The organism is Sphingobacterium sp. UBA865, from assembly GCF_002295765.1.
In the GTDB taxonomy this organism is placed as follows: domain Bacteria; phylum Bacteroidota; class Bacteroidia; order Sphingobacteriales; family Sphingobacteriaceae; genus Sphingobacterium; species Sphingobacterium multivorum.
Map to the genome: position 1 here is coordinate 149,969 of NZ_DBGB01000015.1, position 23,172 is coordinate 173,140.

The window sequence follows — 23,172 nt, forward strand, 5'->3', positions numbered from 1 at the left end:
AAGGAAATTATTTTTTAATTTATTTACTAAAATATTTAGTATATTGTTTGTTTTTTTGCTATCTTTGTATTGCTCACTTACAGAAGTAATACCAATAAAATAAACAATTATGTTGTCCGATCAAACTTTAGTATCCGATATAAAGGCAATTATTGCGCAGTCCAAAGATAATGCGATTCGTGCTGTCGATCATCAGCGCACATTGATGTACTGGCATATTGGCCAACGTATTTTTGAACAGGAGCAGGAAGGTAAGGATAGAGCGGATTATGGGAAATACATCATAAAATATCTTTCAGCAGAATTACAGCCTGAGTTTGGTAGTGGTTTTTCGTATAGACAGCTAAATTGGTACCGCCAATTTTATCGCACATTTCCAATTGTGTCTACACTGTGGACGCAATTGAGTTGGAGCCAGTATAAGCTGCTTTTAAGTCTTAATAGCGAGGAACAGCGGGAGTTTTATATTGCCGAAACCATAAAGAATAATTGGACAGTCAGACAGCTTGAGCGGCAGATTAATACTAATTTATACGAACGCCTGTTGCTTAGCAACGATAAGGAAAGTGTGTTGGCTGTAGCAAAAAAGGAAAAGATGCCTTCTGATGCGAAGGAGATTATCAAAGATCCAATGGTACTGGAATTTTTGGGTTTGAAACGCGAAAGCGCTTACTATGAGAAAGATCTTGAGGGGGCCATTATTGCCCATCTTCAAGAGTTCTTACTCGAATTAGGAAATGGCTTCTCATTCGTCGCTAGACAAAAACGGATCCATATCGAGGGCGATGAATTTTTCGTTGACCTGGTCTTTTACAACCGTCTGCTGCAAAGTTTTGTGATCATTGAAATTAAAACCCATAAATTAACGCATCAGGACATCGGTCAATTGCAGATGTATGTCAATTACTATGATCGTATAGAAAAACTTCCCCATGAGCATCCGACAGTTGGCATCTTACTTTGTGCCAGTAAAAACGATGCGGTCGTCAAATTTACCCTTCCGGAAGACCAAAAGCAGATTGTCGCCAGTCAATATGAGCTTTATTTACCAACAGAGCAACAGTTGCTGGATGAGGTAAATAAAGAGTTGGATAGTTTTGTAGGTAAAGGTGACGCTGAGTAGATTTTTCAAGCGTCTATACGGCGCCATTTAAAGATATTTTAAATGCGTCAAACGGGGTTAATTTATCAGTATTGGGGGATGAAATGACAGTGGTTCCGCTTTTTTCATTTTTATTTTTCTAACATAGATTATTTTGTACATTTGTATCGAATAAAATCGAAATTGAAATGGCAGAAACTGTACAACCAAGAGGTCCAAAGACAACTGATAATAATGCGAACCAAACTCATTACTACAAAACATTGGTAGTAGCGATCGCTTTAGGTTTAATAGGTACATTTATCCGTTTTGTACCGGATGTATGTGCGGCAATGGGTCAACAAACTTTTTTGTTTTCCGCGATAGCTAACATCTCTATGATCGTAGGTGCACTTATCGCATTCAAAACCGTTTTCGGAATTTTGGGATTTGGAAAAAACCGTGACTAATTAAAAGTCAACTAAGATATTTGAAAGCCCCAGTTTACTGGGGCTTTTTTATTTTAATCCTTTTTTCGAACTCAGTTCATCGTTGACGATCCCGTCCGTTATGCTTCCATGATCTACAAGGTACAAAAAAAGGCCTCACAACGGTGAAGCCTTTTTTTGTATGATTATCGCAGACTATGCGAAAAGAGACCAAGTAGACCAAGGAATACGAGCAAGAATTAAAATCAAACCGATGATATAGAAAATAACAACCGTTTGGTTTGCTTTTTTTGCATTTTCAATCTTTTTAGCTTTAGAGTAACCAATTGTGATCAATACAATGGCAATGATCATTGTCAAAGGGTGTTCAATGATTTTAAAACGTAATGTCGGATCTTTCATTACGGCGCCAGAGATCATTGATGGGTACTTTAAATAAAAGAATAAAATCAATCCCACCAATAATTGAATATGCGATGCGATAAAACCCAATAAAGCAATTTTACGGTTGTACGGTTTGTTGCCTAAATAGTTTGATAGGGTGATCACGATCGATATCACCAGGGCTAGCAATAATACAATTGCTATAGTCGAGTGTAAGTGTAACATAAAAGCTCTCTTTAATTGTTTCCTAAGTTAGCAAAGATAAAAATATAATGAATGTATTTGTCAAAAATCATTGTTCTAGCAGAAATACCTCCGCTATTGGATTGAATAGGTACATGCGTTTGCTGGTCAATTCCATGCACTTATAGCGTTTTCTTATCTTTTCAATGCGTTGAAATGAACGACCATTTTTTAATTTAAAGAAATGGCCATCCTCCAAAGATTCCACCGTAAGGGCACTGGTTTTGACGGTATCGTATGATTTTAAGGTGCGAAACAGGTGAAGGTCCGTGCAGCTCGAAGCCGCGGGGTTTTCCATGTAGCGATGAATGGCACTGCTAATATCGATTGGAAAAATATTCAATTTAAGGAAGGGCTCCATCAGTTCCTTGAAATTATTTTTCCACTCTGTACCATGTGGCTTGACACGATGCTGATGTTTATTCCAGGTTTGTAAATGGGCAAATTCATGGATCGTCGTAATCAGAAACGAATACGAATTTAAGTCGTGGTTGACCGAGATACGGTGTGGGCTCCCTTTGAATGGGGCACGGTAATCCCCCAGCTTGGTACTCCTTGAACGAGAGATCTTAAATAAGCAGCGGGTATGATTAATCCAGTTGGATATAATCGGCGCAGCTTCCTCGGGCATGTATTTTTTAAGCGTAGCACTATAATCTTGCATGCCATAAAAATAGGGATTTATTCATGTCAATAGTGCTAAATGAGAACATTCTTTTGTCAAAAATAAAAGCAGTTTACTAAAAATAGTAGTTTTTAATTTGGAAAAATGATATTATTTTTAGTATTTAGTACCTGAGAATATTAAAAGTGGGCATGTTATTAAAGCAGAGTAGCTGTTTTTTTAAATAAAATATATTGAAATCGCCTGAGTTTTAGGTAAATTACCTACAGAAAGGTTCATGAAACATAGGATCCGATTGAGGAACGGTATTTCCTCTAAACTGTAATAAGACCTTCAAGAATATGCTAGATACCTTACATATTAGAAATTATGCGCTCATCAACGAATTGGAAATCCAATTTGATAAAGGTTTAAATATGATTACCGGTGAAACCGGTGCTGGTAAATCTATTATCATGGGAGCGTTATCGTTGATCTTAGGAAATAGAGCAGAGGGCAAGCATTTTTTCGACCCAACCAAGAAATGTGTGATTGAAGGGGAATTTAAAATTGGTCCTTACCAGCTACTTCGTTTTTTTGAGGAAAATGATCTCGATTACGCGGACCACACGATTATTCGAAGAGAGATATCTCCCGATGGTAAATCCCGGGCATTTATTAATGATTCTCCCGTCACCCTTGCTATCCTTAAAGCTTTAGGCGAGCAGTTGATTGATGTGCATTCTCAACATGCAACATTGCAGATTAATACAGAAGATTTTCAGTTTTTGGTAGTGGATAGTGTAGCAGGCTCTTTCGGACTGAAGCAAAGCTATCGAGAGAGCTTCTTCGCTTATAAGAAAGCAAAAAAAGAACTCGAAGAATTTAAAGATCTTGTAAAAAAGGCTGCAATAGAACAGGATTATTTTCAGTTTCAATTTGATGAACTTGACGCCGCCCGATTGGTAGCAGATGAACAGGGACAACTCGAAGTACAACAGCGGCAGTTGGAAAATGCAGAAGATATCAAGCGTGCACTAACTGGGGCATCACATCTTTTGGAAAACGAAGATACAGCAGTTTTAAGCCGTTTAAAAGAGACGATGAGCCAGGTGGAAGGCATTGCCTCATTTCTGCCTGAGGCTGCAGATTTGGCTGCACGATTGAAGAGCACATGGATTGAGCTGAAGGATGTCGCAGCAGAGCTGAGCTCTCTTGAGGAGGATACCCAAATCGACGAAGGTACTTTATTGGAAATCAATGAGCGCTTGAGCTTATTGTATTCCTTACAGAAAAAACATCATGTGGACTCCGTTGAGGAGCTGATCAAATTACGTGATGATCTTGAATCCAAACTGTTTGCTATAAATTCTTCGGATGAGCAATTGGAGCGATTGGAAAAAGAGGTTGTGGCTAAATTAGCCATTGCCCAAAAAAATGCAAAGGAACTATCAGCAGCCAGAAGAAAGGTACTGGAGATGATCGCAAAGGATGTGCAGGCGACCTTGTCAAATGTAGGTATGCCGAATGCACGACTTCAAATTAATCTAGAACCATTGAAGGAAGGGGATATGCGGGAATCGGGGATGGATTCAATACAGTTTTTATTTTCGGCCAATAAAGGACAGGCATTGCAATCCATTCATAAGGTTGCATCCGGAGGAGAGCTTTCTCGTGTTATGTTGGCCATTAAATCCTTAGTTGCTAAAACTTCCGCATTACCTACTATTATTTTTGATGAGATCGATACAGGAATCTCTGGAGAGGTTGCGCTACGCGTAGGAGAGGTGATGGAAAGTCTTGCTGAGAATATGCAGGTTATTGCTATTTCCCATTTGCCCCAAATTGCAGCTAAAGGTGCTGCGCATTATAAGGTATATAAGGAAGACAAAGCCAACCGAACCATATCTAACATTGTTCGTTTAGATCAAGAGGGGAGAGTCAAGGAAATTGCTCAGATGCTTAGTGGCGCTAATCCAACAGATGCGGCACTTGAACACGCAGAGTTATTGTTGAAAAAATCTCTTAAACCCTGAAAATAGCTCGGGATTTGTATTAGTATAATCTATCATTAGTAACGAAGAAATAGGGAATTTCTAAATTTTTAAAGGAATTCCCTATTTCTTCGTTATTTTAAAATGTCTTGACCGGCATCACGGAGATAGTAAAATAAGCATTACTATATGAGTTTAATACATACGTATCAGCTCCGAATCTATCTTTGGTCGTTTTAAGAATAGGATCACCAAAATTTACTAAAATACTACCTAAATTATCTTCTCCTAAAGTTCTTCTGGTAGATATTTCTCTCGAGAAAGTTTCTTTATTTGAGTGACCAAAATTAAATCCGATTTTGAAGATGGAAAAATTTGTTCCAAAATTAGTCGCAAATTCATTAGTTACAGTCTCTTTTTCAAAAATTTCCTCCTGAGTATCAACTTCTGCTAAAGAGATTTTCCAAATTGGCGCATTAGATTTGATATTCCAATTTATGATTGGGATATTAAGATTTACCATCGTACGACGATCTCCCGGAGCACTCTCTACGGATGTGTATACTATCAATAGTTGAGGATTTTTTCCGTTTGTCGTGCGAGTAGTATAATTATATTGTACTCTAAAAAGATCTTTAGGTGCTAGTGGTAGGAAATATTGATAAGTTGCACCAATACCTTCTTTATTATTGATTAAAAAGTCAAATCTAAATTCAAATTTTCCATCTGTCCACATATTCTTTTGAATAAGATCAATGATAGTGGATCTCGTATAATTGTCTGGCAGATTTATTATCGGATTTTTATTTGGGTTGGGTTTGGGGTCTTCGGCTTGATCGCTAATTTTATAAAAAGCATCTGTCGATAATCCTAATGCTACCACAGATTCTACCATGTTAGATTGTAATGGGCCAACGGTATCAGTTTGTGTCAATTTATAATAAACATGGTCTCGCTGCCATTTATCTACCTCTGTACCAAAAATATTATATGCATCTATAACCGATTGTTCTATCGGTAATGGATTAGTTAATACAGCTTCATTTGAACTTGTTATTCTTGATGAAGTTGAAGCTTTTATTCGGTTTGTCGCTAAAATAGCTTTAGCATTCTTTAGATTATCAAATATAGGGGATATAAATTCGAAATCCGGAGAAGCAAGCAAACTTTTAGCTGAAGCTTTCGAATTGGATTTTACCTTAATTCTTTCGTTTCCTTTAATAACTAAAACCGGAAAACCTGGTATTTCATTACTTTTTAACGAAAGAACCTTGTCCCCGTCACTATAAATAGGTATTTTTTTATCACTTCCCATAATATTAGTTGCCACAAGAGGTATCTGCGAAGCACTCTTCCATGTTTCTGGAGAAAACTTACTAGGTTCTATTGTAGGAACAAAAATTGTCAATAGCGGCGCTGCGCGCTCAATTTCATCAAGCTGGTTTGGTGAAGACTCATACTTTTTTAGAATATCTTTGAATGTTGAATCATTTGTAATTTTTTCATCTTTTATAAATTGATAAAATACATCATGGTCATAATCTATTTCAAAAAGAGCATTTTGCCGTATAAAATTCCTTATATCAGGATTTTCTTTTACTGCTTTTGAAAGAATTATCGCGAATTGATCATAATAATTTATTTCTGCTTTATCATTCAATTTAGATGTAACTTCTGCGGAATTTATATCCTTTTTACAACTCCAAAATAAAAGTGAGAAAAGGATAGAGAATATTAAGTTTAATTTCTTCATTTCTTTTTTTATATCGTAATACAATAATAAAATATCTTTGTTTTTTTTATTTTAAAAATACTTGTTTTTTTTTATTATTTTATTCTTTAAAAGAAATACTACACATTTGTGTATTTTGTTTTTGAAATTAGTTTGTTAATTATTTAAATATGATAAAAATACTGGTTAAATAATTTGGAGCAGATATATTGAGAAAATGATTTAGATTTGTTGATGGGATTAGACCTAAAAGAAATTACAGTTGGTACGTACAATAAAAAAAGTGAGNNCTCACTTTTTTTATTGTACGTAATCTGTATCTGTTAAAACGATCTTTACAATTATATTTTGAGTAGGAAAATTAACTGAAAAATCGTTGGTAGGATCCTCACCGATGATTGATACTTCACCCACTTTATAGTCTACATGAAAACTAACCGGATTAATTTCCTTGCCGTCATCAAATGCAAAAGATGCTGGTAGAATTTTGTATGAAGCTTCATTGTTTAAACTCATGTGGACAGAAACGTCCCCTTGCTTTATATAGTAATCAGTAAGTTCAGGTAGATTTACCTTATGAATTATTCTTTTGTTGTTGTCGGATGTCCATTCATTCGGTTTTACTGTATAAATAAATGATCGACCAGGTAAATAGTTCGACACGTATTCTTTCTTACAAGAAGAAAATGAAACCAAGGCTGCGGTTCCAATTAATGCTGCTAATAAAAGTCTTTTCATATTGTTCGTGTTATTTGTGACAATTTTATTATAGGACGATAAAATAGTGCGAAAGTTTAACGCCAACTTTCTTTACAACAAAAAATGCACCATAAAGGTGCATTTTATTGAAATTATTTTTGATACAGCTAAAGCTTACTTCTCAGCGGTGTCTTTCGAAGACTTCGAATCTGAGCTAGAAACCTCAATATCTTTGGTTTCCGGATTAATGCTCACGGTCAAAACTGAACCAGTTTGCACATTTCCTTTGAGGATTTCTTCTGCAATAGGATCTTCGAGATATTTCTGGATTGCTCGTTTTAATGGACGTGCACCAAAATTACTGTCATAACCTTTGTCCGCAATGAAATCTTTTGCCTCATCTGTCAAATTGATCGTATAACCCAAATCAGCGATACGTTTGAACAATGACCTCAACTCAATATCAATGATTTTGAAGATATTCTCTTTTGTCAATGAATTGAACACAATCACATCATCAATACGGTTCAAAAATTCTGGAGCAAAGGCTCTTTTCAAAGCGGTTTCGATAACTCCACGTGAATGCGCATCAGATTGTTGTGATTTTGCCGCAGTGGTGAAACCAACACCCTGACCAAATTCCTTCAATTGGCGTGCACCAATATTTGAAGTCATAATGATTATGGTATTTCTGAAATCTACTTTACGGCCCAAACTATCTGTCAATTGGCCTTCGTCCAACACCTGTAACATGAGGTTAAACACATCTGGGTGAGCTTTCTCAATCTCATCCAATAAGACAACCGCATAAGGTTTACGACGTACTTTTTCAGTCAATTGACCACCTTCTTCATAACCAACATATCCTGGAGGCGCTCCAACAAGGCGAGATACCGCAAATTTCTCCATGTATTCGCTCATGTCAATTTGGATCAGTGCATCTTCTGTATCAAACATAAATCGTGCTAATTCTTTAGCTAACTCTGTTTTACCAACCCCAGTAGGACCTAAGAAGATAAATGACCCGATTGGTTTTTTAGGATCCTTCAAGCCCGCACGGGTACGTTGAATAGCTTTCACCAATTTACCTACAGCGTCATCTTGACCAATGATTCTTCCCTTCATCAACTCAGCCATATTCAACAGCTTTTGACTGTCTGTCTGACTAACACGTTGTACTGGAATACCTGTCATCATGGCCACTACTTCAGCAACATTTTCTTCTGAAACAGTATAGCGTTTAGACTTCGTCTCTTCTTCCCAAGCGATTTTTTCTTTCTCGAGCTCCTCGATCAATTTTTTCTCCGTATCACGCAATTTGGCAGCCTCTTCGTATTTTTGACTACGAACGACTTTGTTCTTTTCCAATTTGACCTCTTCAATTTTATTCTCAATGTCAATAATGGACTGCGGTACATGAATATTGTTTAAGTGCACGCGAGAGCCTGCCTCATCCAAAGCATCAATAGCCTTATCTGGTAAGAACCTGTCTGTAATGTAACGTGTTGTTAACGACACACAGGCTTCAATCGCTTCTGGAGTGTAGGTCACGTTGTGGTGATCCTCATATTTCTCTTTGATACGATTCAATATTTCAACTGTTTCGTCATGTGTAGCCGGTTCAATCGTTACACGTTGGAAACGACGGTCCAAAGCACCATCTTTTTCAATGTATTGACGATATTCGTCCAATGTTGTTGCACCAATACATTGGATTTCTCCTCTTGCCAAGGCTGGTTTGAACATATTGGAAGCATCTAACGATCCTGAAGCGCCACCTGCACCAACGATGGTGTGAATCTCATCGATAAATAAGATGACATCCGGTGATTTCTCCAGTTCATTCATAACCGCTTTCATACGTTCTTCAAATTGACCGCGATATTTCGTCCCGGCAACCAATGAAGCTAGATCCAATGTAACTACACGCTTATTGAAGAGTACACGCGATACCTTGCGTTGGACAATGCGAAGCGCAAGTCCCTCCGCAATAGCTGATTTACCAACTCCCGGTTCACCGATTAACAACGGATTGTTCTTCTTGCGTCGGGATAAAATTTGAGACACACGCTCAATCTCTTTTTCGCGACCTACAATAGGATCCAATTTACCCTCTTCGGCAGCTTTGGTCAAATCACGGCCAAAGTTGTCCAATACTGGAGTTTTGGATTTAATATCCGAAACTTTTTTAGGTTGGATATATTGATCATCCTCTGCAAAATCATCATCGCCGGTAGGAGAGCCCGGAGCTTCGTCCTTGATCGTCGTTCTATTTTGCTCAACTTCAGATTTGAAGATGTCGTAAGTCACATTGTATTGTTGTAAAATCTGAGAAGCAATATTATCTTCATCCCGTAAGATAGCCAATAATAGATGCTCCGTTCCGATGATATCCGATTTGAATATTTTAGCTTCCAAATAAGTGATCTTCAAAACTTTTTCAGCCTGTTTTGTTAATGGCATATTGCCAATAGGAGCGCGTGAAACCGATGCCCCCTTCACTGCGTCCTCCACAGATTGACGTAGTGCTGTCGTGTCAATGCCTATGTTTTTAAGGATCTTTATCGCCATACCATCGCCTTCACGAATTAATCCGAGCAATAAATGCTCCGTTCCTATATAATCGTGACGCAATCTCAAAGCTTCCTCTCTACTGTACGATATGACATCCTTTACGCGCGGTGAAAATTTTGCTTCCATTGAATACCTTTCTGTTTTATATTAAGGATATATAAATGTAGTAAATTCTGCATTTCAAACCTTAAAATTATTTTAAATAATGTCATCAACAATTAAGCCATGACCGTTATACGTCCAAAATGTCAGTATAAAAGATTACATTTGTATGTTAATATAATAAGAGTTTTCGAATTTTTTTAAATTTTATGTCAGACGAGAAGATCATTTTTTCGATGGCGGGTGTCAACAAAATCTATCCGCCTCAAAAACAAGTGTTAAAAAATATCTATTTATCTTTTTTCTATGGCGCGAAGATCGGTGTGATCGGTTTAAACGGATCAGGTAAATCTTCCCTATTAAAAATTATCGCTGGATTGGATAAATCCTACCAAGGCGAGGTGGTGTTCTCCCCAGGTTACTCTGTGGGTTATTTAGCACAAGAACCTCAATTGGATCTTGAAAAGACTGTTCTTGAAGTCGTTCAGGAAGGTGTCGCTGAAATTACAGCCATCTTACAGGAATACGAAGAAATCAACGAAAAATTTGGCTTGCCAGAGGTCTATGAAAATGCCGATGAGATGGACAAATTGTTGGCTAGACAAGGGGAACTTCAGGATATCATTGATGCCACTAACGCTTGGGAAATCGATTCGAAATTGGAAAGAGCAATGGATGCTTTACGTTGCCCCGAACCAGACGCGAAGATTGTCAATTTGTCAGGTGGTGAGCGCAGACGTGTAGCATTATGTCGCTTATTGTTGCAGGAACCTGATGTATTACTCCTGGATGAGCCGACCAACCACTTGGACGCCGAGTCGATTGATTGGTTAGAACAACATTTAAAACAATATAAAGGAACGGTCATTGCCGTTACCCACGACCGTTATTTCTTGGATAATGTAGCCGGATGGATTCTTGAATTGGATCGTGGTGAGGGTATTCCTTGGAAAGGAAATTATTCTTCTTGGTTAGATCAAAAAGCAAAACGCTTGGCACAGGAAGAAAAACAGGAAACCAAACGTCAAAAAACCTTGGAACGTGAGCTGGAATGGGTGCGTATGGCACCGAAAGCACGCCACGCCAAATCGAAAGCTCGTTTGCATAACTATGAAAAATTAGCTTCTGAGGAAACGAAAGAACGCGAAGAAAAATTGGAATTGTTTATTCCTCCGGGACCACGTTTAGGTAATTCGGTCATTGAGGCAACGAATATTTCCAAAGCGTATGGCGATCGTATCTTGTTTGAAAATTTGAGTTTCATGTTGCCGCCTGCGGGTATCGTAGGGATTATTGGACCCAACGGTGCAGGTAAAACAACCTTATTCCGTCTGATTACAGGTCAGGAAACACCTGACACGGGTTCTTTCAAGGTCGGAGAAACAGTAAAATTGGGTTACGTAGACCAAATGCACCACGACCTCGATCCTGAAAAATCGGTTTGGGAAAATATTACGGGTGGCAGCGACAATATGATGCTGGGTAACCGCTCGGTAAACTCAAGAGCTTACGTTTCCAAATTTAATTTTAACGGTGCTGATCAACAAAAGAAAGTAGGTGTACTTTCCGGTGGAGAACGTAACCGTGTTCACTTGGCTATTACACTCAAAGAAGGCTCAAATGTGCTCTTACTCGATGAGCCGACCAATGATATTGATGTAAATACCTTACGGGCACTGGAAGAAGGCTTGGAGAATTTCGGCGGTTGTGCCGTTGTGATCTCCCACGATAGATGGTTCCTGGATCGTATCTGTACACATATCCTTGCTTTTGAAGGGGATTCACAGGTTTATTTCTTTGAAGGTAACTACACTGAATATGAAGAAAACCGTAAAAAACGTGTTGGTGACGTGACACCGCACCGTATTAAATACAAGAAACTGGTAAAATAAGCAACGATCATGGACGGTGGAAGGCTTTTATCTGCTATAATAGATCACGCTATTGATGGAATAATTACCATAGACAACAGGGGGAATGTGGAAAGCATTAACCCTGCTGCCTTGGAATTGTTCGGTTATCAGGCTGAAGAAGTGATCGGACACAATATCTCCATGTTAATGCCTGAACCTGATCGTGGTAATCACGATGGTTATCTGCATAATTACCAAACCACAGGCCACAAGAAAATTATCGGAATCGGTCGTGAAGTGATGGGCTTAAAGAAAAATGGAGAAACATTTCCATTCCGCTTGGCAGTCAGTGAGGTTTGGTTAAAAGATAAGAATATCTTTACCGGCTTTATTCACGATTTATCGCGTGAGAAAGCTGCCGAGGATATGCTCAAGCAACATGCAACCGAACTTGAACATAAAGTCAGTGAGCGTACACGCGACCTGATCTCTCTGGTATCTGAACTTGAAAAAGCTAAAGCAGAAGTCTCAAAGTCTTTGGAAAAAGAAATTGAACTTAACCAGCTGAAATCACGGTTTGTGTCCATGGCCTCGCATGAGTTCCGGACACCTTTAAGCTCGGTTCAGCTTTCGGCTTCTCTGATTGAAAAGTATTCCGAACGACCGGATGATAAGGCTAATATCATTAAACACACCAATAAAATTAAAAGTGCAGTTCAATTGCTCACAAGTATCCTGAACGACTTTCTGTCACTTGAAAAATTGGAAGCGGGTATTGTTGTGATGAATAAGCAATACATCAATCTCGTTGAGCTGGCAGAAGAGATCACCGAAGAAATGCAATTGATCTGTAAGAAAAATCAGCATATTGTATACCAACATACCGGAGAAATTGGGCATTTCACCCTAGATCCAAATTTGTTGAAAAATGCTTTGGTCAACTTAATCTCCAACGCGATCAAATATTCCGGAGAAGATACCTTGATCGAATTCACAACCTGTATCGACGACGAAGGCTGCTTAATATCCGTGAAAGACAATGGTATTGGTATACCCGAGGAAGATCAGGTACATTTGTTTGAGCCTTTTTTTAGAGCACATAATACAGGTAATATCCCTGGTACAGGATTAGGTTTGAATATTGTAAAACGATACATCGAATTGATGGCGGGGCAGATGGAATTTGAATCGGAAGTACACAAAGGAACTTCATTCAGAGTAAGCTTTAAATAAAGGTGAACTTGCAGATTCGCATAACTGAATAAATAATTGCAGATGAGAAATAAAAAGACAATTCTAATTATTGAAGATAATATTGATATCCGAGAGGGGACTACCGAAATATTGGAGTTGACAGGAAGGTATGATGTCATTACTGCCGAAAATGGACGTGTTGGCGTCGACCTGGCGACAAGACATATACCTGATCTGATTCTCTGTGATATCATGATGCCTGAATTGGATGGTTACGGAGTCTTATTTATGTTAAGCAAAATTGAGAGTACTGCTAAAATTCCGTTCATTTTTCTGACTGCCAAAGCGGAACGCGCAGATATGCGCAAAGCGATGGAAATGGGGGCGGATGATTATTTGACGAAACCTTTTGATGATGTTGAATTGATGAATGCAATAGATGTTCGCCTCAAAAGACATGAGCAGCTTGCAGCAGATATTCCTCAGGAAGAAGATTTGAGTTTGAGCGCCGAAGAGCAGGTATTGTTGCTAAAAGAGCTAATTGCCAATTCACGGGTGAAAACAGTGAAGAAAAAACAGTCTATTTATGAAAAAGATGATTCGCCAACGTACGTCTATTTTGTGAAATCTGGTCAGGTGCGCAGCTTTAAGTCCTATAAAGATGGACGTGAGCTGTCTACAGGTATTTTTATTGAAGGCAATTACTTTGGTTATGCTTCGATTTTGTTGAATGATAATTATGAAGACTACGCCGAAGCTGTTGAACAAAGTGAAATTGTGTTGATTCCAAAGGACAGTTTTTTGGAGCTGTTATGGAAAAAACCTGCAATAGCCAGTAAATTTATTAAGCTCCTTTCTGTCGACTTACGTGAAAAAGAAGAGCAATTGCTGGGTTTTGCCTATCATTCTGTCCGTAAGCGTGTCGCCAATGCCTTGATTAGCGTTGCTGAAAAAAGTGGAGTTAATATCAATGAGGCTGATGCATGCTCAATTGATGTGACACGAGACGGCCTAGCTTCAATTGCAGGGACAGCCAATGAAACTGTTTCCCGTATGCTCTCCGACTTTAAAGAAGAAAAACTGATTTCGAAAGAAAAAGGGAAGATATACATCAATTCCATCAAGAACCTGCGGGATGTGAAGCAGTAGCGATCAGCAGCTAAGATTTAAAAATCAATTTACTAAAAAAGGCGTGTTCAGTTTTTCTGAACACGCTTTTTTTCTGATAGCCTATGTTTACTGATTTGTGTCTTTTCATTAAAGTATCAATGCGAGTTCGCTATGCCGTTTTATTGAACTAGTTTGGTTTCATTGGTTTCAATGAACGTATAGTACGCGATTATTGGCCATATAATAGCTTTCGGTTGACTTTTACAGCTGTTGATGTTAGCGAAATCATGCAAGTTTTTGTGAATTGTGATAAATATCATTTTAAGGTGTGGTGCTATATCATCTTTTTGCCCATATGCATGATTTACTTTTGTTCTTAGGATAAACCTTAATTGGTGATTGTAGAATCAGAATGAAAGTAGTAGTATATAATGTAAGGTCATTTGAAAAAGAGTTTTGGGCATTGGCAAATGCCAAACAACATGATTTGACTTTGATTTCAAATGGATTAAATGCGGAGACACAGAATTACGCGCGTGGAAAAGATGCGGTAGTTATTTCCGTGAGCGATATGTTGGACGAGAGCATGCTACTTAATTTAAAAGGGTTAGGGATCAATAAGATTATGACCCGCAGTAAGGATACTGCTCATATCGATCTGGTAAAGGCTGGAGATCTGAATATTCAGATTGCCAATGCACCATTTGAAGATCAGAGTCCAAAAGGACTGGCAGAGCAGACCGTCCGGAATCTCAACTTATGGGGATTAGAAAAATGTGTTGGTAAAGCCTGTTGTTGTCTAAACGACTGTGCTAAAAAAATAAAATAAAATGATTACATCGCAGGTTACAATGGAAGAATTGGTGCAAAAATATAATGTTGCCGCACCGCGCTATACAAGCTATCCTACTGTTCCCTTTTGGGATAATGAAGCATTTTCCCGGGCAGCTTGGACTAATCAAGTCTACCAAACTTTCCAGCAGTCGAAAGAAAAAGGTATCAGCTTATATATTCACCTTCCTTTTTGTGAAAGCCTATGTACGTATTGTGGATGCAATACGCGCATTACAAAAAACCATCGCGTTGAAGAACCTTATATTGCCTCTCTTTTGAAAGAATGGGAAATGTATGTCGCTTTATTTAAGGGAGAAAGACCGTTATTGGCAGAAATACATTTGGGTGGTGGTACTCCGACCTTTTTCCATCCGGATAATTTGAAGGTACTGATTGAGGGGATCCTTAAACACGCAGACCTGGCTCCTGATCGTTCATTCTCTTTCGAAGCTCATCCTGCTAATACAACCGTCACACATTTAGAAACCTTATTTGACTTGGGATTTCGGCGCTTGAGCCTGGGAATACAGGATTTTGATCCACTTGTGCAGTTCGTGATCAATAGGCATCAAACTTTGGAGGAAGTGGAGGAGGTTATGCTGAATGCGCGGAAAATTGGATTTGAGTCGATCAACTTCGATTTGATCTATGGATTGCCTAAGCAAACATTGGCTACGGTGGAAGATACGATCCAAAAAGCGATGCTGCTCGGTCCAGACCGGATCTCTTTCTATAGCTATGCCCACGTGCCTTGGATAAAACCCGGTCAACGGCATTATACTGAAGCAGATCTACCTCATGGCGCAGCCAAACTCGCCTTATATAACCTTGGGAAAAAAATGATTTTGGCCCACGGCTATGAAGATGTCGGTATGGATCATTTTGCGAAAAGAGAGGACGAGTTATTTGTGGCTTTTCAACAAGAAAGATTACATCGCAATTTTATGGGGTATGCCGATCGATTTAGTCCCTTGTTAATCGGTATCGGAGTCTCTTCGATCAGTGATGCCTGGGGGGCTTTTGCTCAAAATGTGAAGACCGTAGAAGAATACCATAAACTTATTGATGCAGGGGTATTGCCCGTTGTAAAAGGACATATACTCAACGAGGAGGATCTTCTTGTAAGGCGTTATATCCTCGATATGATGTGTAAAGGCAAAGTGCAGTTGCCGACAGGTGCGCCGTTGAATGAGCAGATTATCGACGAATTGTCTGAACTTGTTGCAGATGGTTTAGTCTCCATATCCGGCGATCTAATTCAATGTACTGCTATTGGACGCTCTTTTTTAAGAAATATCTGTATGGCCTTTGATCAGCGATTATTGCGTTCAAAAGCACAAAATCAATTATTTAGTCAGGCAATTTAGAACGAAGGTATGGCAGAGCTAAGGGATGAAATACAACTCGCAGAAAAATGTTTCCATTGCGGCGATAAAATTGAGGAAACGGGTTATCAGCTCGATCATCACGATTTTTGCTGTCTGGGCTGTCAGACCGTTTTCCAAGTACTGAACGATAGTGGTATGCAGCAATATTATCGCTATAATCAGCACCCGGGTAAATCGAATAAATCCAAGCAAGAAGATTTTTCTTATCTGGATGAACCACAGATTGCCGGTAAATTAGTGGATTATAAAGATGATAAGATGACCATCATCACCTTTTATATTCCGGCTATTCACTGTAGCTCTTGTATCTGGTTGCTGGAAAATTTATATAAACTCAATCCCAATGTACTGCAGTCGCGCGTGGACTTTATGAAGAAACAGGCGAGCATTACATTCAATCACAATGAGCTGCCATTGAAAGACCTGGTTTATCTTTTGGTCAATATCGGTTATGACCCTAAAATCACTTTGCAGGATGTTGTAAAGGAAGGGAATAGAAATAATCTGAATCCTTTGGTTGCAAAAATTGCTGTTGCCGGTTTCTGTTTTGGAAATTCTATGTTATTCAGTTTTCCTGATTATTTTGGAATGGGGAGTTTTGAAAAGGAATATGCCAATTTCTTTGGTTATATAAACCTTGCCTTTGGTCTCCCTGTTTTATTGTATTGTGCGTCGGATTATTTTAAATCGGCCTATCGGAGTCTGAAACAAAAGCGGTTGAATCTGGATGTTCCATTAGCCCTGGGAATCCTCGTGTTATTTTTGCGTTCCGCGTTTGAGGTGATCACACAGACAGGAGCTGGTTTTACGGATACACTCTGTAGTCTTGTATTTTTTATATTGATCGGAAAATGGGTACAACAACGTACCTATTATCATATCTCATTTGAACGGGATTACCGGAGTTATTTTCCGGTGGCTGTAACAGTATTGACCGAATCGGGGGATAAACCTGTACAATTAGCTGACGTTCATATAGGCGACCGTATCTTGGTTCGGAACAATGAAATTATACCGGCCGATGCTATGCTTTTAAAAGGTGATGCTGCGATAGATTTTAGCTTTGTAACGGGTGAATCAAGTCCGGTCAGTAAGACCTTAGGCGAAATTATCTATGCCGGCGGACGCCAGACGGGGGAAGCGATAGAACTTGAAGTGGTCAAACCGATTTCACAGTCCTATTTGACCAAATTATGGAATAATGAGAATTATAAAGATTATGACAAACATTTTCAGACTTTTGTCAACTTTATAAGTAAATATTTTACTGTTGTTTTATTGGCTATTGCACTATTGGCTGCCTTATTTTGGGCCGTTGATGGAAGTGCAAGCCGGGCTTGGGGAGCTTTTACGGCGGTATTAATTATTGCATGTCCATGTGCGTTGGCGTTAAGCTCTCCATTTACCCTTTCTGCAGCGCTAAGTATTTTTGATCGAAATAAGTTCTATGTGAAAAATACGGCTGCTATTGAGCAGATGGCGAGGATTGATACCCTGGTGTTCGATAAAACTGGCACAATATCGTCGCCTAAAGCAACCTCAATTTATTTTGAAGGTAGCCTTTCGGCAGTTGACAAGAAACTACTGAATGCGGTATGTAGAAACTCTAGCCATCCGTTGAGCCGTGAAATCGTCAAGTGGCTGAATGTCTCTTCTGCTATTTCGATACAGGATTTTAAGGAATTTCCGGGAAAGGGGATGCAGGCTAATGTAAGTGGCAAGGAAATTAAAATCGGTAGTGCTAACTTTTTGAATATCGGTAATATTAAAACAGATGGTTCTGTGGTTTTTATTCGTATAGGTGAGGAGTTAAAAGGATATTTTACCATGGAGCAATCCTGGCGGGATGGCCTTTCGGCTTTGATTGAAGATTTTAAAGTCGAATACGACCTTCATTTAATCTCAGGGGATAACGATAGACGTCTGGATGCACTCCAGTTAATTTTTCCCTCGAATGCAAGTTTGCTTTTTAATCAATCACCAATGGAAAAACTGGAAACCATTCAAAATTTTCAGGTAGCAGGAAAGCATGTCTGCATGATTGGTGATGGTCTTAATGATGCGGGGGCATTGCGTAAAGCAGATCTGGGCATCGCCGTGAGTGATGATATCAATAACTTCTCTCCCGGCTGCGATGCGATACTGGATGGGGAGTCATTTTCAAAAATGCCGGATTTCTTTGCTTTTAGCAAAGATGCGGTGAAAGTAATACACATGAGCTTTGGTATCTCTCTTTTATATAATGTAATTGGATTGAGCTTTGCCGTGCAAGGTATTATGTCGCCGTTATTTGCCGCGATTCTAATGCCAATAAGTACGGTAACGATCATCTCTTTTACAAGTCTCATGACGAGGTGGTATGCCAAACGTCGTAAACTCTAGTTGTTATGGAAATAATGTATATTTTGATCGGTTGTAGTGTTTTGTTGGCTTTGGTTTTTCTATGTGCTTTTTTCTGGGCAAATAAAACCGGTCAGCATAATGATACCTATACACCTTCTATACGGATTCTGTTTGATGATGAAACGACAGAAGAGGAAGATAAAGAAGGTGACGTAACTAAAACGTTATCGTAATTAAATCAATTACTTTTTTTTGTAATTAAGGTTATTATCAATAAAATTGGGGGTAAATACCAATTTGAAATAAAAATACATGCATAATAATCCATTTTCATTAAAAGATAAGGTAGTTGTAATTACGGGAGGTACAGGGATTTTAGGCGAAGCATTTGTTGAGGCTTTGGCCGAGGCAGAAGCCAAAGTCGCAGTACTTGGACGTAATGGACAAATCGGAGCGGAGCTTGTTCAGCAGGTAGAGTCTGTTGGTGGCGAAGCTATATTTGTTGAAGTTGACATCATGAACGAACAGGATGTCACTCGGGCGAAAGATGAAGTTTTGCAAAAGTGGGGTAGGATAGACGCTTTAGTAAACGCCGTTGGAGGCAACATTCCAGGTGCAACAATTGGTACCGATCAAGATTTATTTGCGAGCAATATTCAGGATACCATTAAAGCGATAGAGCTTAATTTGTATGGTACAATGATTCCTACGCATATTATTGGTCGCGTGATTGCTGAAAGCGGAAAAGGCGTCATCATCAATATATCTTCTCTTACAGCCAGTCGTCCTTTTACACGTGTTTTGGGCTATACTGTTGCAAAACACGGTATCGATGGGTATACAAAATGGATGGCCACCGAGCTCGCTCAGCGTTATGGCGATCAAGTTCGTGTCAATGCAATCGCTCCCGGCGTATTCTTAACCAAGCAGAACAAAAACTTATTGATCAATCCAGATGGTACGTATAGCGACCGTACCAAACGTATTCTTAACGGAACTCCCTATAACCGTTTGGGCGACCCTCGTGAGTTAAAAGGAACTTTAATCTATCTATTGAGTGATGCATCGGCCTTTGTGACAGGGGAGACGGTTTTTGTCGATGGTGGTTTTAATGCATGGTGTGGCGTTTAATTAAACTTTAAGATGAGAAAATTAGAACAAACCTGGCGTTGGTATGGTCCCAATGACCCGGTATCTTTACAAGATATCAAACAGGCTGGAGCGACTGGTATTGTTACGGCATTACATCATATTCCACACGGTGAGGTATGGCCACTTGCCGATATTCAAGAAAGAAAACGCATTATAGAAGATGCTGGTCTTACCTGGTCTGTTGTGGAAAGTGTGACAGTACACGAGGAGATTAAGACAAAAGGTGCTAGGGTCGATGAATACCTCCAGAAATATAATGAGACTTTAACCAATCTCGCACAATGCGGCATCAAAACAATTTGTTATAATTTTATGCCGGTGCTGGACTGGACACGTACACAATTGGATTTAACGATGGCGGATGGTTCAAAAGCATTGTATTTTGACTGGATTGATCTGGCACTTTTTGACATTTTTATATTGAAACGTGATGAAGCACAGACAGCGTATCCAGAGGATGTTGTTAAACGGGCGACTTTACGATTTGATGAAATTTCCGAACAGCAAAAAGAAGAATTGGCAAATGTTGTCTTAATGGGGATCCCCGGAGAGAAGAATGTGGAATTGGAAGCGTTAAAAGCGAGCATTGATACCTATAAACATATTGGGAAAGATGGTTTACGCGGTAATTTGGTTTATTTCCTTCAGGGAATTGCGGCAACTTGTGAGGATAACGGTATATGTATGACTATTCATCCCGATGATCCACCGTATCCTATTTTAGGTTTGCCCCGCATCGCCAGTAATGGTGCGGATTTCGATTATTTTTTAAATGCGGTTCCACAACGATTTAATGGTGTCTGCTTTTGTACAGGATCCTTGGGGGCCAGTCAGAAAAACGATCTGCCGGCTATCTTAGAAAATATTAAAGGGCGGGTAAACTTTGTTCACTTACGGAATGTGAGGAAAGATGCGATCGGAAGCTTTTATGAGGCAGACCATTTGGATGGGGATGTCAATATGTATAAAATCATGAAAATCCTGGTTGCTGAAAATCAATTGAGATCTACAGCGATCCCATTCAGACCAGATCACGGCCATCAGATGCTGGATGATCTGAATAAAGTAACAAATCCAGGGTATTCTGCTATTGGAAGATTGAGAGGGCTTGCAGAATTACGGGGCTTGGAATATGGTATTATCGGTGAATAATACCAAGGGGCAAATTTAATTTGTGATCAATAACTTTTGGTCTGGACCGTTAATAAAAAAAATAGCCGGGAAATTAGAAGCGATGTTCTTCCTGTTTCTCGGCTGTTTTACTTTTAAATGCCTCTTCGAAGCTTATAGCGACTGAAATTATAAAGAAGATTTACGAATGATGAGCTGTGTCGGAAGCTCAATCGTTTCAAATTCATGCACTGGTCTTGTTTGGTTAATGGTCGCCATTAATTTATTTGTTGCTAATTCTCCAATTTCTGTTGCAGGCTGTACAACGGTGGATAGCGCTGGATTTAACGAAGCTGCTATCTGTGTGTTTGAAAAACCAATAACCGCGACCTCGGAAGGGACTTGAATCTGAAGCTCAGCCAAAATACCTAGTGTTCGAGTTGTAATAACATCCGTAGCACCGAAAATTGCATCTATACTTTTATGTTCAAGATATTCTTTGCGCAAAATCTCCCGAATTGTTTCGTCTATATCGGTGGTATTATTAAAACTACATTCGATATAATGTCTAGTATCAAAAGGAATACCCGCATCTGATAAAGCAGATTTAAAGCCATTTAATCGTTCGGCTGCCACCCCTAAGTTCTTTCCCGTGATATGCAAAATATTTTTTTTGCCCTGTTCGATGAGGTGTTTTGTGGCGTTATATGCACCTTGGAAATTATTGACCCCGACCTTGAATGTATCAAGCTGGTGATTGATGCGATCAAAAATAACCACAGGTATCTGCGATTTTATCAGTGCTTTTAGTTCTTCAATATTTGAATCAGAAGAGACTGGAGATATCATTAAGCCATCAATACCGCGCATGCGTAAGACGTCAATACAATTTTTTTCGATCCGTTCGTCTTCCCGGCTTTGCATGAAAATAACGTCATAGACCGTCTGTTGAGAGGCTATTTGAATTCCATCGAGGATTTGTGAAACGAATGTATTGCTAATGTTGGATACAATAACCCCTATTGTATTGGATTTTCCTATTTTTAAGCTCCGTGCCAACTTATTTGGGTGGAAATTATGCTTTTTGGCATATTCCTGAACCATCTTTTTAGTCGCTTCACTTATTTCGTAGCTGTCTGATAATGCTTTGGAAACCGTCGAAACAGAAATATTGAGTGCCAACGCTATATCTTTCAGGGTAGTTCTGCTCATCGCTCTGGTGGTTATTTTAAGAAGATAAATCTACATAAAAAAATGTATAAATGCGTTTTTATCTTCATAATTAGCCATTATCTATGGTCGGCTGGGACTTCGCCAATGGATTTGATTGGCAGGATTTCCTTTTTCCAATCCCTCTTCAAAATAAAAAAGAAGTTCAACATACACGAAGCTAACCAAGGGCTTTTCGGCCCATGTAACCTATGCGAGTCCGAGTGTTTGGTGTTTTTTTGGCTATTTTTCGGTATTTCTAGGTAAGATGTCGCGCTGCGGTTCGTTTCGTTTTCGATCTTGAACCAGTCCAGAATCCATCCTGAATGAGCCTAGCGAGGGTTTAGCTAGGGCTTAGTTTCGCCCTGCGGGCAGGGTGCGGCTACCTTAAAAGTAACCTGAATCCGTGCCAGAGTCGGACTCAACACGGACTCAACACGGACAGGACACGGTTGCAGGGCAAACCTACCCCGAGCATGGTACGAAGCAGGTGGGGAGGGGAGCCGAAGGTTCCCGCAAGCCCTGCGTAGCAGCCGGAGCCCTGTCCACGGGGCGGAACTCAAGTTTGCCCTAAATGAGCCGTGCTTCCCCAGTAAATAAAGAAAAGTTGAAGGCTTCTTATTCCTTAGGTTAGCTTTTGTTTATATTTAGCTTAGCAATAAGTTAGGTTTTATTTAGCTATAACCTATACTATACCTAAACAAAACCTAACTAAAACCTAAACTAAACCTAAGTAAAACGGTACAAAAGTATAGCTACAGAAGAAGGTATTCCGGCCTTATCGATAACCGCCTGTCACCGTTCATCTGCTTGGCGTGGCACCCATTCCTGGTTGCTTATGTTTGCCTCTGCAGTCGGTGCTGAAATCCCCGGCGAGCCTTTCTACAAAAAGAATCTCGCACCGTTACAGGCAGTTAAGGGCAAAATGAAATAAATAAGAACAAAAGTCTTGGAAGTTTGTTAGTAAACTCCCTATCTTTGCACCACTCCGCAAGGGAGGGATGGTTACTTCGAAAGAAGAAACCATGAAAAAAAAGAAGGGTTTAAGGGAGTTTGGCAGGGGTTTAAATCTCGCTGTTTTTATTTTAAACGCGGAAATCGGAAAAAGAGAAAAGAA

The 23,172-nt window shown here is 39.2% G+C and carries 18 protein-coding genes; 12 read left to right on the forward strand and 6 right to left on the reverse strand.

Translation table 11 applies throughout. The annotated features are described in order from the left end of the window. The first annotated feature begins 109 nt into the window (after positions 1-109). Complete coding sequence (locus B2O97_RS08745; protein WP_201639499.1) at positions 110-1,123, forward strand: PDDEXK nuclease domain-containing protein; 1,014 nt, start codon at positions 110-112, stop codon at positions 1,121-1,123. Between the two features lie 167 nt (positions 1,124-1,290). Then, complete coding sequence (locus B2O97_RS08750) at positions 1,291-1,551, forward strand: hypothetical protein (protein WP_075991712.1); 261 nt, start codon at positions 1,291-1,293, stop codon at positions 1,549-1,551. A gap of 174 nt (positions 1,552-1,725) precedes the next feature. Here the strand turns inward: B2O97_RS08750 and B2O97_RS08755 are convergent, their stop codons facing one another. Then, entirely contained in the window at positions 1,726-2,139 is a 414-nt protein-coding gene (locus B2O97_RS08755; RefSeq protein WP_112374214.1) for a hypothetical protein, read from the reverse strand. A 67-nt stretch (positions 2,140-2,206) separates the two neighbouring features. After that, positions 2,207-2,821: a sprT domain-containing protein gene (locus B2O97_RS08760; RefSeq protein ID WP_201639498.1), complete on the reverse strand. Its 615-nt coding sequence runs from the start codon at positions 2,819-2,821 to the stop codon at positions 2,207-2,209. 302 nt (positions 2,822-3,123) lie between these two features. On the opposite strand from B2O97_RS08760, the gene recN reads away from it, so the two are divergent. Further along, positions 3,124-4,797 (forward strand): DNA repair protein RecN, encoded by a 1,674-nt coding sequence (recN, locus tag B2O97_RS08765; protein ID WP_112374212.1) that lies wholly within the window; start codon positions 3,124-3,126, stop codon positions 4,795-4,797. Positions 4,798-4,894: 97 nt separating this feature from the next. On the opposite strand, the gene B2O97_RS08770 is transcribed toward recN, so the two are convergent. The 3 genes from B2O97_RS08770 to B2O97_RS08780 form a co-directional block, all read right to left on the reverse strand. Next, on the reverse strand, positions 4,895-6,508 hold the full coding sequence (locus tag B2O97_RS08770; protein ID WP_115047660.1) for a hypothetical protein: 1,614 nt from the start codon (positions 6,506-6,508) through the stop codon (positions 4,895-4,897). Positions 6,509-6,787: 279 nt separating this feature from the next. Then, entirely contained in the window at positions 6,788-7,225 is a 438-nt protein-coding gene (locus B2O97_RS08775) for a hypothetical protein (RefSeq protein ID WP_115047662.1), read from the reverse strand. A gap of 135 nt (positions 7,226-7,360) precedes the next feature. Beyond that, positions 7,361-9,886 carry an ATP-dependent Clp protease ATP-binding subunit gene (locus B2O97_RS08780; RefSeq protein WP_075991716.1) on the reverse strand — a complete coding sequence of 842 codons (2,526 nt, stop codon included), beginning with the start codon at positions 9,884-9,886 and terminating at the stop codon, positions 7,361-7,363. A gap of 185 nt (positions 9,887-10,071) precedes the next feature. Here B2O97_RS08780 and ettA point away from each other — a divergent pair, with 185 nt between their 5' ends. The 9 genes from ettA (at position 10,072) to uxuA (ending at position 20,888) form a co-directional block, all read left to right on the forward strand. Next, positions 10,072-11,754 carry an energy-dependent translational throttle protein EttA gene (gene ettA / locus B2O97_RS08785; RefSeq protein ID WP_046672222.1) on the forward strand — a complete coding sequence of 561 codons (1,683 nt, stop codon included), beginning with the start codon at positions 10,072-10,074 and terminating at the stop codon, positions 11,752-11,754. Positions 11,755-11,763: 9 nt separating this feature from the next. After that, a complete protein-coding gene (locus B2O97_RS08790; protein ID WP_201639496.1) occupies positions 11,764-12,948 on the forward strand; it encodes a PAS domain-containing sensor histidine kinase in 1,185 nt (394 codons plus the stop codon). A 42-nt stretch (positions 12,949-12,990) separates the two neighbouring features. Continuing rightward, on the forward strand, positions 12,991-14,058 hold the full coding sequence (locus B2O97_RS08795) for a response regulator (protein WP_070567183.1): 1,068 nt from the start codon (positions 12,991-12,993) through the stop codon (positions 14,056-14,058). Between the two features lie 373 nt (positions 14,059-14,431). Then, entirely contained in the window at positions 14,432-14,848 is a 417-nt protein-coding gene (locus B2O97_RS08800; RefSeq protein WP_070567181.1) for a lactate dehydrogenase, read from the forward strand. A gap of 1 nt (position 14,849) precedes the next feature. Beyond that, entirely contained in the window at positions 14,850-16,220 is a 1,371-nt protein-coding gene (hemN, locus tag B2O97_RS08805; RefSeq protein ID WP_201303496.1) for an oxygen-independent coproporphyrinogen III oxidase, read from the forward strand. Between the two features lie 9 nt (positions 16,221-16,229). Next, positions 16,230-18,623 carry a heavy metal translocating P-type ATPase gene (locus B2O97_RS08810; protein WP_115047664.1) on the forward strand — a complete coding sequence of 798 codons (2,394 nt, stop codon included), beginning with the start codon at positions 16,230-16,232 and terminating at the stop codon, positions 18,621-18,623. Between the two features lie 5 nt (positions 18,624-18,628). Continuing rightward, the gene (gene ccoS / locus B2O97_RS08815; RefSeq protein ID WP_088160736.1) at positions 18,629-18,817 is read left to right on the forward strand and encodes a cbb3-type cytochrome oxidase assembly protein CcoS; all 189 of its coding nucleotides are present in this window, start codon (positions 18,629-18,631) and stop codon (positions 18,815-18,817) included. A 79-nt stretch (positions 18,818-18,896) separates the two neighbouring features. Further along, complete coding sequence (locus tag B2O97_RS08820) at positions 18,897-19,715, forward strand: SDR family oxidoreductase (RefSeq protein ID WP_286767275.1); 819 nt, start codon at positions 18,897-18,899, stop codon at positions 19,713-19,715. Positions 19,716-19,727: 12 nt separating this feature from the next. Next, positions 19,728-20,888, forward strand: a complete 1,161-nt coding sequence (gene uxuA / locus B2O97_RS08825) for a mannonate dehydratase (RefSeq protein ID WP_286767276.1) — start codon at positions 19,728-19,730, stop codon at positions 20,886-20,888. 147 nt (positions 20,889-21,035) lie between these two features. Here uxuA and B2O97_RS08830 read toward each other — a convergent pair whose 3' ends face one another. Next, positions 21,036-22,058, reverse strand: a complete 1,023-nt coding sequence (locus tag B2O97_RS08830; protein ID WP_286767277.1) for a LacI family DNA-binding transcriptional regulator — start codon at positions 22,056-22,058, stop codon at positions 21,036-21,038. Between the last annotated feature and the right edge of the window lie 1,114 nt (positions 22,059-23,172).

Bases quoted from the DNA above. Each gene is read 5' to 3' on its own strand.
- B2O97_RS08745 (WP_201639499.1), top strand. From the start codon at position 110: ATGTTGTCCGATCAAACTTTAGTATCCGATATAAAGGCAATTATTGCG.
- B2O97_RS08750 (WP_075991712.1), top strand. From the start codon at position 1,291: ATGGCAGAAACTGTACAACCAAGAGGTCCAAAGACAACTGATAATAAT.
- B2O97_RS08755 (WP_112374214.1), bottom strand. From the start codon at position 2,139: ATGTTACACTTACACTCGACTATAGCAATTGTATTATTGCTAGCCCTG.
- B2O97_RS08760 (WP_201639498.1), bottom strand. From the start codon at position 2,821: ATGCAAGATTATAGTGCTACGCTTAAAAAATACATGCCCGAGGAAGCT.
- recN (WP_112374212.1), top strand. From the start codon at position 3,124: ATGCTAGATACCTTACATATTAGAAATTATGCGCTCATCAACGAATTG.
- B2O97_RS08770 (WP_115047660.1), bottom strand. From the start codon at position 6,508: ATGAAGAAATTAAACTTAATATTCTCTATCCTTTTCTCACTTTTATTT.
- B2O97_RS08775 (WP_115047662.1), bottom strand. From the start codon at position 7,225: ATGAAAAGACTTTTATTAGCAGCATTAATTGGAACCGCAGCCTTGGTT.
- B2O97_RS08780 (WP_075991716.1), bottom strand. From the start codon at position 9,886: ATGGAAGCAAAATTTTCACCGCGCGTAAAGGATGTCATATCGTACAGT.
- ettA (WP_046672222.1), top strand. From the start codon at position 10,072: ATGTCAGACGAGAAGATCATTTTTTCGATGGCGGGTGTCAACAAAATC.
- B2O97_RS08790 (WP_201639496.1), top strand. From the start codon at position 11,764: ATGGACGGTGGAAGGCTTTTATCTGCTATAATAGATCACGCTATTGAT.
- B2O97_RS08795 (WP_070567183.1), top strand. From the start codon at position 12,991: ATGAGAAATAAAAAGACAATTCTAATTATTGAAGATAATATTGATATC.
- B2O97_RS08800 (WP_070567181.1), top strand. From the start codon at position 14,432: ATGAAAGTAGTAGTATATAATGTAAGGTCATTTGAAAAAGAGTTTTGG.
- hemN (WP_201303496.1), top strand. From the start codon at position 14,850: ATGATTACATCGCAGGTTACAATGGAAGAATTGGTGCAAAAATATAAT.
- B2O97_RS08810 (WP_115047664.1), top strand. From the start codon at position 16,230: ATGGCAGAGCTAAGGGATGAAATACAACTCGCAGAAAAATGTTTCCAT.
- ccoS (WP_088160736.1), top strand. From the start codon at position 18,629: ATGGAAATAATGTATATTTTGATCGGTTGTAGTGTTTTGTTGGCTTTG.
- B2O97_RS08820 (WP_286767275.1), top strand. From the start codon at position 18,897: ATGCATAATAATCCATTTTCATTAAAAGATAAGGTAGTTGTAATTACG.
- uxuA (WP_286767276.1), top strand. From the start codon at position 19,728: ATGAGAAAATTAGAACAAACCTGGCGTTGGTATGGTCCCAATGACCCG.
- B2O97_RS08830 (WP_286767277.1), bottom strand. From the start codon at position 22,058: ATGAGCAGAACTACCCTGAAAGATATAGCGTTGGCACTCAATATTTCT.